6 protein-coding genes are annotated in these 13,259 nt (G+C 57.5%); 4 read left to right on the top strand and 2 right to left on the bottom strand.

Features of this window, described 5'->3' with window-relative positions; translation table 11 throughout:
* Positions 1-48 precede the first annotated feature (48 nt).
* The 3 genes from LO55_RS14960 to eruA all read left to right on the top strand — a co-directional run bounded on the left by LO55_RS14960 (position 49) and on the right by eruA (position 7,376).
* Entirely contained in the window at positions 49-2,190 is a 2,142-nt protein-coding gene (locus LO55_RS14960; RefSeq protein WP_071362061.1) for a TonB-dependent receptor, read from the top strand.
* 1,173 nt (positions 2,191-3,363) lie between these two features.
* Positions 3,364-3,918, top strand: coding sequence for a hypothetical protein (locus tag LO55_RS26865; protein WP_218145980.1), 555 nt, complete (start codon positions 3,364-3,366; stop codon positions 3,916-3,918).
* Positions 3,909-7,376, top strand: coding sequence for an NACHT domain-containing antiphage protein EruA (gene eruA / locus LO55_RS25880; protein WP_502554287.1), 3,468 nt, complete (start codon positions 3,909-3,911; stop codon positions 7,374-7,376). Before LO55_RS26865 ends, eruA begins: the two co-directional genes overlap by 10 nt.
* A 110-nt stretch (positions 7,377-7,486) precedes the next feature.
* On the opposite strand, the gene LO55_RS25875 is transcribed toward eruA, so the two are convergent.
* Together LO55_RS25875 and LO55_RS14940 are read right to left on the bottom strand one after the other, a co-directional pair.
* A complete protein-coding gene (locus LO55_RS25875; protein ID WP_083415336.1) occupies positions 7,487-9,370 on the bottom strand; it encodes an ATP-dependent nuclease in 1,884 nt (627 codons plus the stop codon).
* 328 nt (positions 9,371-9,698) lie between these two features.
* On the bottom strand, positions 9,699-10,568 hold the full coding sequence (locus LO55_RS14940; protein WP_229410146.1) for an HDOD domain-containing protein: 870 nt from the start codon (positions 10,566-10,568) through the stop codon (positions 9,699-9,701).
* 397 nt (positions 10,569-10,965) lie between these two features.
* On the opposite strand from LO55_RS14940, the gene LO55_RS14935 reads away from it, so the two are divergent.
* Positions 10,966-13,239, top strand: a complete 2,274-nt coding sequence (locus LO55_RS14935) for a TonB-dependent receptor domain-containing protein (RefSeq protein ID WP_071362056.1) — start codon at positions 10,966-10,968, stop codon at positions 13,237-13,239.
* Positions 13,240-13,259 lie beyond the last annotated feature (20 nt).

Raw genomic sequence — 13,259 nt, 5'->3', positions numbered from 1 at the left:
GCTTTGATAAAAGCGGCGCGCCACGCTGCGCGCGAAAAAGAGCAAACCATGACATTCACCTCGAAGCACACCATCCTCGCCTGCGCCATCGTGCAGGCGTTTTCCCTGTCGTCCCAGGCCGCCGCGCAGGAGGCTGCGCAGTCGGCCATATCGTCGGTCGTCGTCACCGGCAGCAAGTGGATCGCGCTCGATCGCGCCAGCGTCGGCGGCTTCTCCGACGTGCAGCTGCTCGATTCCCCGGCTTCGATCTCTTCGATCAGCCAGGGCCAGATGCAGGACCTGTCGATCCGCAGCGCCACCGACGCCGCGCGCTACGACGCCTCGATCGGCGACGCCTACAATGCGATCGGCTACGCCGAGCAGTTCTCGATCCGCGGCTTCGCGCTCGACAACGCCACCAGCTACCGCAAGGACATGATCGCGATCTCGGGCGACACGCAGATCCCGCTCGAGAACAAGGAACGCATCGAGGTCTTGCGCGGCCTGGCCGGCCTGCAGGCCGGCGTCGCGGCGCCGGGCGGGATGATCAACTTCGTCACCAAGCGCCCGACCAACGCCCCGCTGCGCCAGGCCACGGTGGAGGTGCGCGAGCGCGGCACCGTGTACGGCGCGGTCGACCTGGGCGGCCGCTTCGCGGACCGCCGCTTCGGCTATCGCATCAACGCCGCAGCCGAAGACCTGAAATCCTACGTGCGCGGCGCCGACGGCGAGCGCCAGTTCGTGTCGGCCGCCTTCGACTGGCAGATCACGCCGGACGCGCTGTTCCAGATCGACCTCGACCACCAGCACAAGTCGCAGGTCACGGCGCCGGGCTACCAGCTGATCCGCGACGAAGTCCTGCCGACCGGCGTCTCGCCCAAGACCCTGCTCAACGACCAGCCCTGGACCAGGCCGGTCGACACCGACAGCAGCAATCTGGGCCTGCGCTTCGAGTACCGCCTCAGCGACGCATGGAACGCCACAGTCAGCGCCAACAAGCACTGGTTCAAGCGCGACGACTTCACCGCCTTTCCCTACGGCTGCAGCAACGAGGGCGACGGCTACTATCCGGGCTACTGCTCGAATGGCGACTACGACGTGTACGACTTCCAGAGCACCGGCGAGCGCAAGACGCCGTGGGGCCTGCAGGCGATGCTGCAGGGCCGCTTCGCCACCGGCGCGGTGCGCCACTCCCTCACCATCGGCGGCTCGTATGCCGAGCGCCATGACAGCTTCGGCGAATACGTCTACGACTACGTCGGCTCCAGCAATATCTGGAACCCGACCGTCGTGCCGCCGGTGTCGGGCGACCGCGTGACCGGCCCCGTCATGGAACGCCGCGCTACCGAAGAGCGCTCGCTGTTCGTGCAGGACGTGCTGACCTTGTCGCCGCAATTGACCTTGCACGCCGGCGTGCGCTACGTGAAGCTCAAGCTCGACGCGCTGGAAGAAATCGAAGGCGGCTGGGTGCACACGAAGGATTCGTTCGCGTTGCCGAACGTGGCGTTGGTGTACGCGCCGGCGCGCGACTGGCGCGTATACGGCTCGATCAGCCATGGCCTGCAGTACGGCGGCATCGCGCCGATGGAAACCACCAACCAGAACACCGCCCTGCCGCCGAGCCGCTCGAAGCAGCTGGAATTCGGCGTCAAGCGCAACGTCAACGAGCAGCTGGCGCTGTCGGGCGCGCTGTTCGAGATCCGCCAGGGGCTGGAATACACGAACGCCGCCAACACCTTCGTGCGCGCCGGCGAGCAGACCCACCGCGGCGTCGAACTGTCGGCAATGGGCCGCGCCACCCAGAACCTGAACTACAGCCTGTCGCTGATGGCGCTCGACACCGACCAGAAGGACACGGGCGACGCGTCGACCGAAGGCAAGCGCGTGACCAATGTGCCGGAACTGCGCACCACCGCCTGGATCGAGTACGCGGTGCCGCAGGTGGCGGGGCTGAAGCTCGACGCCCAGTGGCAGTATTCGGGCAACAAGGTGTTCGATCCGGCCAACCGGGTGAAGGTGCCGGGCTACCACGTGGCGGGGTTCGGGGCGTCCTACCTGCTGCGCGCGGGTGGGCTGAACACGATTATCCGCGCGCGGGTCGATAATGCATTCGACAAGTTTTATTGGCGTGATGTGACGCAGTCGCTGGGTGGCTATCTGCTGCCGGGGGCGCCAAGGACGTTCAGGCTGTCGGCGCAGATCGACTTCTGATCTTGAAATGACCGCGATGTGCTCGCGCTCGCAACAGTGGGCGCGAGAGACATCGCTTTTTTATGCTCAGCATGACGGCTTCCTGTAGCAGCCGCTGCCTTCGATAACATGAGACAAACCAAAACGCCGCACTGAAAGATCTCCGCCGCGCCTTCATCGAAGTAAAGCCCTTCTAGGACAAGGAAGGTAATGTGGATGTTCCTTGGCTTCAGTGCCTGGAAGCGCGTCGTCCGTAATCCCGGACCAACGATCTGCCAAACCTATCCAACGAAGACGTCCACATTCTAGTCAGTGATATGTATTGCAGCTGCAGCGTTGTTCCAACACCTATAACCACACTGTGCATACCTTCGACCTTCCTTTAGAGTGTCGGCGGGCGGCCGAGGCCCCGAGCATGGCTGGACTGAATCAGATTGGCGATCATTTTTGTTCATAAACCAGGATAGTTGCAGACGCTCCTGACTACACTTCCTACCGCAGACAACGTGGTCAGCAAAGAAGCTTTTGGAAGCTGTCCCGTCCTATCGATTATGATTTGGTCGCCTCCACCGCAGACCGCGCCGTAGAAGCATCTGCCTGCCTGGGCATCAGAAAATTTGGCAAATGCGCCGCCCGCCTCTGCCGACGGCCCGGCGCGAGATCGTACAAGAGTCGCGTACGTTAAGAGCTGCCGCTGCGTGCCCGCATAAGCTCAACTCAGCCACCGAATCTCTTGTCGCACCACTGCTGCCCCTGGCGATCGTTTTTCTAGACCCTAGTAACGGAGCAATCCTTGATACGTTCTGTGTTAGGTTGCCGTGTAAGTACAATTGGGATCGAAGCTCCGTAGGCCCGCATACTCTAACGTTTAGAACTTGCCACAAGAACTAAAACTTATCAAATGCGCTAGCGTAGTGTAAGTATTGCTCTTATAAGGTTAGCAGGAGCCACTCGAATATCCAGTGACACGCCGTCTTGTTTAATTTATGCTAGGCAGTGCGTACAATTCGATATGAACGCACGGACTGTAAAAACACCCTATACGCAATGTATGGATTTACCTCTATGAATTCGGCTCTATACCTCCCACGCAGACTATCGAGTAGCGACCGAGCGTATACTGAAGAGGCGTTACTGGCCGCTTCGAACTACGTTGTGGTCCTAGCGGAACCTGGTGCTGGAAAAACCGAACTGATGGATAGTTTCGCCCGACACCTAGGTGTATCCTCAGTAACGGCAAACGTATTTAAACACATAGGAGCCAGTGCGGGCAATTGCGCCCTGGTGATCGACGCATTCGATGAACTAGCAAAGATTGATGATTCCGGAATTTACAATCTTCTTGCTAACGCCAAGAAGGCAAATCCTACCCACCTGATTATCTCAAGCCGCTCCAGTGAATGGGATAACGCGGCCACAAACGCATTCAAGGATTTTCTCGGCGTCGCACCTCTGATAGCAAGGCTATCTGAATTTGATGAGGCCGAACAACGTACAATCTTTAATCATCATGTTCAAGGCGAAGATTTCGCGGCATTCCGAATGGAAGTTGCTCGATTTGATCTAGAGGCCCTCCTCCCGAACCCACAGTTTTTGAAGCTCTTGGCAGACGCATATATTCAGAGCGGAAGACACTTCGCTGACAAGCGATCTATCTTTTCGCAAGCAGTGGAGCGCCTTGCAAAAGAGGCAAACACTAGTGTGACTAGAACAGCCTCCCCACTGTCAACAAAGAAAAAATTGATTTAGCGTCTGAAGTTTTCGCAAAACTCCTTTTATCTGGTGCCGAAGGCGTTAGCACAACAGAGGCTTCTGAGAACCGCGCGTACCCGCTGCTTTCCTCGTTGTTCAGTGAAGGACTAGCGGCTGACGGCATCTTGGCAACGCGTCTATTCAAACCCGGAGACAGCGCCGATCACCATCGCCCGATCCACAAAATAGTTGCTGAGTACTGTGCAGCCGACTATCTTAACAAGCGCATCGCAGACCCAGGTGATCCACTCACACTTGCCAAGTGTCTGACTATTGTCGCGCCAAACTCTACGGTGCGAGATGAACTACGGGGTGTGCTTGGCTGGATGGCATCCTTAGGCAACAAGTCCATTCAAGTTGCAGCAATCGAACTTGATCCTTATGCCGTACTTGCTAACGGCGATCCGTCTCAACTTGAGCATTCTTCAAAGCGATTGCTTATAAAGGGACTTAAAGCGAGCGAAGCGAACGATCCTTATTTCCGCAGGGGTGATTTCCGACGTAGGTTTAGCGTCGCAGGTTTCTTTACCCGTGAAGTGATTGAAGAGATCAAACCCCTACTCATGGCTACAAGCGGTGGCCACCTGCGGGATTTAATCATGGAACTTTTGCAAGGATCGCCAGCAGTTGAACATTTGGTGAGTGAATTGCGTCAACTCATTTTGACGAGAGACGAGGACGAGAATACCCGCGTACTAGCCAGTGCGAGCCTGCTTGCTCTAAAAAATCATGACCATTTATCCGATTTGGGATTTCTCATCTCTGAAGCTAGTCACAGTTCGCTAAAGGTAGCGGACACGATTATTCAGACTTTGAAGCCGCAAACCTTCGAAAAAAGTACCTTAGCTGATTTTCTCAAGGCCTGTTCCGCGCTTTACCCGAACCGTCAAATGCGCCATGAACGTACCGTGGGCGCTCGCTATTTCATAAAACGTTTTATCAGGACCCTGAATTTAACGACGATCGAATCGCTCCTTGATGAACTGACCAAAGAACTGACCTGCAAGTGTGAAAAGGATGTCTACGCATGCGAATGTCAAGGCGGGATGAGCAAGATCATAGGCTCAATGCTGGACCGTTACTTCGAGCTGACTACGCCGCCATATGACCCGGAGCAGATCTGGCATTGGATTCGGAGTCTAAAATTCAACGAGCAAAAAACCGCAGATCAGAGCAAATCAGTACGAATGCTCCAGCAAAAACACGACCTGCGCCAAGGTATCATTGCGCATGTATTCGGAAAAATGAATGACCGAGACAAAATATTCGAAACAAAAATTAATAAATTCCATTGGTACGGACATAGCGGACTTCAGTTCCAACCTGCAGATTACGAGTTCATCGCTGATCTGGCCTTTAGAAATGACAACGTTGAACTGTGGGCGAGTTTCATCGCGGGACACCAATACCATCGAAGTAGCACGGACCGAGGTCCAGACAGTCTTCGGCAGCACATGCGCACCCAGGCTTTGAACAAGCCTTCGCTCATGGTCGAGTGGGTCAAGTCGAACAGGGCGGCAGCGCAGCGACATTCAAATAGCCACATTCCGCGCCTTTCCCGCAATCGCAAGGCGGCGCGTCGGCGTGCGGAGATGGCTAAGATTCGGGCAGCAAACATCAAATTCATTCGGGACAATCGCGCACTTGTCGAAAGTGGACGTCACTTTGAATGTCTCACCTATTTTGCAAGCTTGGTACTCAGCAGCCCCAATAGGATCGCCATGGAATTCGGCGATGAGGTGCTCGTACGAAAAGCCTTGAGGAATTGCATCGACTTTATTGGCCCAGACGTACCGCACCTGACAAGGCTTGCCGAATTACGGTGTGCCTCGCAGGGCTTGTATATTGAGAAGGTGTTATACGCTGCCTGCTTAGAGATCATGCGTGCTCGCGGTAATTTGGAAAACATTGACCCGAGGCTTCTGGTTGCACTTCGAACCAATATCCAAATACACTACGATGCTGTGTCAGACGAGGAACGTTGCGCACTTAAAGAAGAAATAGACCGTTCAGCTCTCAGCGACCCTATCAGTTCCGAAAATTTTCTCCGGCAATACATCGAACCGCAGCTTGCATGCTCCGGATGCAAGCACCCTGAAGTTTGGCTTTTACAAAGCGAAAAAGTATTTCGCCATTTACAGTCTACATTGTCAATCGAATGGCTAAGCCGTTTTCACGATCTCGCTCTGGAGCCGCTAGATACGCTTTTCGAGATTGCGGCTAAACATGGAAATCGCACTGAATTACAAAGAATCATTCTTGACCGATGCGCAGATTTCATGTCTGCCTGGCCTGAGGCTACTGAAAACGATGGGATGGAACGAAAGCGCACGTTTTGGTTAATGCGAGCATGGTATTTTGTAGGCAACACCCCTGAAGTCTGCTGGGAGTGGCTCAAAGCACATAAGGAAACGCTGCTTTTGCTTCAGGATCGGTCAGAGCGTATAAAATATAATGGGCAGTCCTATTGGCCGGCACTAGACTCGGGCAAAATCGAAGCCATTCTAGACGCGTTCATCGATAAGTGGCCAAAGGTGGTTCTGCCGAACAGTTGGGGATCAGAGAGCCCTAAAGAAGAAACTGCATATCGCTTCTTGACGGAAGTGATTTGGTCGCTCAACGCAGATGTTCCTGACCTTGCCATTCCGATAATCAAACGGCTTCTTGCTGATATGCGCTTCGCAGACATGCACAAGGATTTGAAGAGCATCCATGCTGCCCAGATCCGAAAGAAAGCGCTCAGCGACTTCGCACCTCCGTCGCCGCACGACATAGTGAGTCGTCTCGACCGCGACGCCGTCGTTACGGTTGAAGGCTTACGCCAAATTGTAATCCAAGAGCTCGAAAACTTTCAGAAAGCCCTCGATGGTGGAGAATTCAACTCAGCTGCGCGCTTCTACGAGAAAGGAGAGCGCTTGGACGAGGTTCGAGCTACACTAATTATTGCTGAGAGGCTTAATCTCAGGCTCGAGCCACAAGGTATAGTGGTGACGCCTGAGCATCAATTGAAGAATGCGAAGCGGAGCGATTTCACAGCTTCCAAGGTGATTGGGGGACGCAGGCGACTACTTGTCACGGAAGTCAAAGGACAGTGGCATAAGGAACTTTATACGGCTGCTTCCTCTCAGTTATACGAGCGTTACTCCATTCATCCAGACGCAGAACAGCAGGGAATTTTTTTAGTCATATGGTTTGGTACGGGCGAGCCTGTCGCCGGCCGAACGAAGCATGGGATCGAAACTGCTCAGGAATTAAAAGACAGCATCGAAGTTTGCCTTCCACAAGAAATCAGGGGACTGATTGATGTGTTCGTTATGGATGTTTCGAGACCTAATGCGACCAACACACCATGTGACCGCCCCCCTCGAGCCACTTCCTTGCCCCGCCCTGCTCCGCGGCATGAGGAGGCAGGGCAAGTCCCGTCGATAAAGGGCGACCAACGCTGTCTGAAGTGAAAACCACCGGTCGTTACGTCTCAAACGCCCTGCTCTCAACCGCTACTAAGCGCACGGATCAATCGCTACAGTGACGGTAGCTCCATACCCTCTTCGCAAAGTCGCGAACACTAAGTCGACTGGGCGGCGGGATTAGCGACTTCTTCAGCAGCCACAGCGACGGCGGCTTCGACAGCTTCGGCGGCATCCACGACATCTAGTTTCTTCGAATAAACCACAACCGCAGTCTCAAGCTCATCTAGCCTTCCCCACTTGAGGGTACCTTCCGGCAGTTCGCCTTGCCCCGCCACAAGGAAAGACAGCAACTGGGTTATCTTTGCCCTGCCTTGCTCGTTCTTCCTAACCTTCTCCCATGCCGCGTAAGGTTTCTCGCCCTTGGCCGTTTTACCGAACATGGCGCACTCGAAGTTAGGAAGCGACGCAACGACCACTGCGCCATAAGGAGCTTCGTCTGCGATGTCCTTAATCTGCTGATTTGCTGCCCAGGCTGGGTTCTTTGCGTCTCCTTTTTTGGTGGTAATTGTCGGGGTATCGGCATCGTGAAGTACGGCGTAAGGATTGCCAAACTGGTTTAGAATCTTGCACAGCGCAATGATCGTATATTTGCCACGAGCCCGTACAACGTGCACGTCCCTAAATCGTTCGTTATTGGCCTGAATGATCTCCTTGAATGCCGAGTGTTCGGTATCTCCTTCGACGACGACCGTACGCCCACCGAAAAAGAACTCAGCAACATGGGGATCATACATGTTGAGCAACTTGAGTTCCTCTTTTTCGTCCGGACTCAACTTTGCCTTTGTTGGGCGATAGATCGTTGTTCCAGTCACGTTGCCTCCCGTCCCGCGTTCGACCCGCACAATTGATGTGTTATCCCGAGAGAGATCGATGAAGACGGGTGAATGGGTGGTAACCATCACTTGCCACTTCTTTGTAGATGGCAGCGAGTACAAGACGTTGCAAGCATCGCGAATAGCGTTTGGATGCAGGCACATTTCTGGTTCGTCCAGCAAGAGCAAGTGTGGCCTCTCGAGCACGGCACCGTCCTTTTTGGCGGGCAGCCTCTTATGCTCAGCTAGAATACGCAGTGCTGTCCAAAGCAGCGTTCGACGTGCTCCGCTTCCCTGCCGTTCGAGTGACGACTGATAGCCATCATTTGGCCCCATTCGTAGAGATGGTGCAATCTTAAATAGCGAGATGGTTTTTTCGACGTCATCCTCTGCCTTGGCGTCTAAAGCAATTGCATAGCCAGGGAATATTTCAGCCAGCGATTCATTCAGGCTCTTCCTGACGTCGTCAATTGCAGTTGCCGCATCTTCCGCCACCTCCTTACGTAAGGTTTTCACGGAATCTAAGAGCTTTTCATATGCGCTCTTTTCTTGACCTTCTTCGCTCTTCGATCCTGTGACCTCCTTTACCTTCTGCTTAATCGCCTCCTCAAGCAGACTAACGATTGCCGCAGCCTGTGTAGCCGGATTATCGAATGCTTCTATTCGATGAGGTTCAGGCCTATTGACTTGGGCTACACCTGCAGCTCCCCATGGCCCGTGCTCCTCATCCCAACAATCTTTTTCGACGTTAAAACCTACTTTTTTCGGCGCACCAGGTTTCTTCCAGGTCCATCGTTCTCGCACGTGACGCTCGCCGGATGGCTTTTCGTCGATCCAATGCACGGCAGGCGGCTTGCTTTCAGCGTACAGAACCGTTTCCAGCTCGATGGTTGGGACCACGTCAGATCCTGCATCGGGCAGGGCCCCATTTGGAAAATCGTCGAGCTCTAGGTGTCCTTGGCTCCCACTTTGCATCACTACTTCATAGGCCCTGAGGATCGAGCTTTTCCCTGCGTTATTAGGCCCCACCAAGACGACAATTTCGTCCAGTTCGATCGTTACCGGAATTTGGCCGATACATCGGAAGTTCGAAATGGTCAGTCTGTGTATGCGCGCTCGTGGTGCGGTTTCTTGTTCGACGTTTGACGCTTTTTTTGCTGTCGCCATGCTTGCATCCCCTGTATGTTATTGTCATTCTCCCCTGCAGCCAAAGTCGTGAACTCGTGCAGTTGTGATAACTATACAGAATGGGAATTTTCGAACAATCAACTTTTTGTAACCAATGCGTAAAACGGTGCCGATGATTCGTTAAATCGAATGCACCTTGCATATCGTTCGGCATTTCTGCGCCTAGATACGGAAAAAATCAGGGTGTACTAGATTCCCGCGATGATCCAGATCGGGACTGTATAGGCCTCAAGGACCTTCTGTGTATGACGCGCTCTGCTGGGAATGAACATCGAGTACGGGTGCATTGCCACCACCGCCGCTTCAGTCAATCCGACAAATCCGCCAACTTACCCAGGCAACGCCGCTGGAAGCCGTTCAAGCCGCGGGTGATGAGTTCATCATCCTCCTCGATCACCTCGGCATCGAGCAGCAGGCGCAGCTTGGCGATGCGGTCGCCCTGGGCCAGCGCCTGCGCCAGGTGCGAACCATCCGCTTCGCCGGCCTGTTCGATCGCCTCCACCACTTCGGGCGGGAAGTCCCAGTGGTTGGCGATCACCGACGACAGCTGGCGGCTGGCCGCGAACAGTTCGACGCCGAATTCGCTGTTACCGGGCACCCTGCCTTCGCAGATGCGGTCGGCCACCTGGAACGCGACCTGCAGGCCCAGGTTCTGCATCAGGCCGGCCAGGTAGGATTCGAACACGCCGGCCGACAGGCCCGGCGCCATCACGCTGGCGGCGAACGCGCAGCGTTCGGAATGCTTCCACACATTGGGCGCCACCTGGCGCGCCACGCCCTGCACCTTGACCCGCACCAGCGGCCGGAACGCGATGCGCGCGAGCAGCATGCGCAAGCCGTTCAGGCCGAGCATGGTCACCGCGCCCTCCAGGGTCTCGATCGGCGTCACCGGCCGGTAATAGGCGCTGTTGGCTTCGCGGATCACTTCGGCCACCAGCACCAGGTCGCGCCCGACCTGGGCCGACAGCGCGCTGGTCGAGATGTTTTCGTCGGACAGCGCGGTGAGCAGTTGCGACACCAGCTCGGGAACGCGCGGCACCAGGCCGGACGCGCAGACCGGATCGGCCGCCAGCGAACGCACTTCGTCCAGGATCTGCGCTTCCTGGTCGGGCCTGGCGTTGAAGCCGCTGGAAGCGGTGAGCCAGCGATAGAAGGTGGCATGGACGTCGTTCGCCATGTCCTCGTCGTTTTCGATCGTCGCGGTCGCGCCGGCGCTTGCCGCGGCTCGTGTCTCTTTTTCTGAACCGCCCAAAAAGCGTCCTATCCAGTTTTTCATAGCGCCCCGCCGTACGTTCGAAATCCACTGATTGTAATGCCTTCTAGAAACAAATAGTCATGAGGAGGTAAAGATTTATTGTTCGTAACGACATCGAACCTCGCCTCGTATCGGCGCTCTGTGCGCCAGGTCAAAAAACGCTGTCAAAAAGTCGAGCGATCTTGTTGCAAATGATAATGATTATCATTTAGTATACATCGCAAATGAGAATCATTCTCATTGATGAGCCCACCCAAGCACGCCTGCCTGCGCACGCATGCCGGGCGGCGCATGTGCAACCCCTCTTGACTGGACCACCATGGCAGCAACCCTTCCCGGCCTGCGACGACTTCCCGCGCTGTTTGCCACCACCTTCGCCTGCGCCTTCGCCACCCAGGCGAGCGCCTTCGATGCCCCCGCCGCGCCCGATGCACCCACCCCGCTCGACCCCATCGTCATCACCGGCCAGCGCCTCGACAAGGCCGGCACCGTGACCGTGCTCGATGCCGCTGCCCTTACCCGCCAGGGCGTGACCGACATGCAGAACATGGCCCGCTACGCGCCGCTGGTCAGCGTGCCGGGCGCCGCCAGCGGCAGCGGCAACGTCTGGGACGGCGCCGGCAATACCGGCTTCAATATCCGCGGCGTCGAGGGCAACCGGGTGGGCCTGGACCTGGACGGCATCGAACTGCCCGAGGCCGCGCCGAAACCCGACGCCTCGACCCTGAACGGCTTCGGCGTCGGCCGCGACTACGTCGATCCCGAGACCCTTCGCTCGGTGACCATCCAGTCCGGCACCGCGCCGGCCGGCGCCGGCGCCCAGGGCCTGGGCGGCAACGTCTCCTTCGTCACCAAGGCGCCGGAGGACTACGTCAGCGAAACCCGCCCCACCTATGCCGAATACAAGTTCGGATCGAACCGCGCCAACGACATGCGCATGCACGCGCTGACCGGCGCCGCGCAGTCCGGCGCACTCAAGGCGCTGGCGGTGCTGGTGCACCGCGACGGCAAGGAACTCGACTCGACGGGCAGCGCGCCGCTCAACCCGGACGACTGGGATTCGGACGCCCTGCTGGCCAAGCTGTCCTGGACGCCGTGGAGCGGGCACCGCTTCACGGCGACGATCGACGCCTTTCGCGCCCAGCACGATCGCGAATACGACAACAAGCAGGGCGCCCTGTACCCCGAGGGCGCGACGCAGGCCGGGCGCACCCGGCGCGACCGCTTCGGCATCGACCACCTGTACCAGGGCGCCGGCGCATGGTTCGATACGCTCGAGAGCCGTCTCTACATCCAGGACAGCGAAGTCGAAGACATCACGACGGCCCGCTACATCACGGGCGGCCAGCCGGTGCTGCGCCATATCGCGACCAGCTTCGACAACCGCAGCGTGGGCTTGGCCAGCAACGCCAGCAAGCGGCTGGGCAGCCACGACCTGGCCTACGGCATCAGCGTCGAGCAGACCGACACCGCGCGCCCATGGCGCGAAGACCGCACCGTCGTCAACAGCGGCGCCCAGCAGGTGACCAACAAGAACCGCATGGCCGACATGCGGTCGTTGCGTTTCTCCGCCTTCGCACGCGCCGACGTCGCCCTGTCGTCCTGGGCCAGCATCACGCCCGGCCTGCGCTACAACTGGCGCGAACTCGAGCCGAACAGCACGGACAACTACGCGATCGGCATTCCCAATGCCGGCCGTGAACTGAAGAAGGAGACCGACAGCTACCTCACGCCGAGCCTGGGCTTGACCGCGCGACTGGCGCCGAACCTGGAAACCTACCTGCAATACAGCCGCGGCACCCGCCTGCCGACCGCCGCCGAACGCACCGGCACCTACGATTCGCTCAGCTACACCGGCACCGGCAACGCCTACGCGGTGATCGGCAACCCGAACCTGGACAAGGAAACCAGCAACGCCTTCGAGCTGGGCCTCAAAGGCCAGGTCGCGCGCGGCCTGCGCCTGCATGCGGCCCTGTTCAATACGCGTTACAAGAACCTGATCGAATACGCCTCGCAGCCGGCCGATCCGGTCAACTATCCGAACATCACCTTCGGCCTGTTCCGTCCCGAGAACGTCGGCAGCGCGCGCACCTGGGGCGGCGAGCTGACGCTCGACGCCGACCTGGGCCAGTGGAATCCATCTTTCAAGGGCGGCAGGCTGACCCTGGCGAGCGGCGTCCAGCGCAGCAAGGCGAAGAACAGCCGCACCGGACTGGAAAGCGAGCTGGCCTCGACCCTGCCGAAAAAGACCAGCCTGATCGCGGCCTGGATTGACCCCGCCCAGCGCGGCGGCATCTCCCTCGCCGCCGTCCACACCCGCGCCAAGCAGGCCGAACGCGACGTGATCGGCGGCGTGAACACGACCTTCTTTGCGGTCCCGTCAAGCACCGTGCTGGACCTGACCGGATACTGGAACATCAACGCCCACGCCTCGATCACCGCCGGCGTCTACAACCTGGCCGACAAGAAGTACTGGGACTACGCCTCGTCGCGCAGCCTGCCGGCCGCCACCACGGCCATCACCGCGGCCGACATCGAACGCCAGGCGCGCCCCGGGCGCCATGCGGCCGTCACCCTCAAGCTGGTCTATTGAACGAACAAGGAGAACACATT

Origin of the sequence: Massilia timonae (assembly GCF_001866515.1) — a bacterium.
GTDB lineage: Bacteria > Pseudomonadota > Gammaproteobacteria > Burkholderiales > Burkholderiaceae_D > Telluria > Telluria timonae.
This window is presented reverse-complemented; position numbering and strand designations above follow the sequence as displayed.

What these genes read in the sequence shown, in the direction of transcription:
- LO55_RS14940 (WP_229410146.1), bottom strand. Translation starts at nt 10,568, where the DNA reads ATGGCGAACGACGTCCATGCCACCTTCTATCGCTGGCTCACCGCTTCC.
- LO55_RS26865 (WP_218145980.1), top strand. Translation starts at nt 3,364, where the DNA reads ATGGATAGTTTCGCCCGACACCTAGGTGTATCCTCAGTAACGGCAAAC.
- LO55_RS14935 (WP_071362056.1), top strand. Translation starts at nt 10,966, where the DNA reads ATGGCAGCAACCCTTCCCGGCCTGCGACGACTTCCCGCGCTGTTTGCC.
- LO55_RS25875 (WP_083415336.1), bottom strand. Translation starts at nt 9,370, where the DNA reads ATGGCGACAGCAAAAAAAGCGTCAAACGTCGAACAAGAAACCGCACCA.
- LO55_RS14960 (WP_071362061.1), top strand. Translation starts at nt 49, where the DNA reads ATGACATTCACCTCGAAGCACACCATCCTCGCCTGCGCCATCGTGCAG.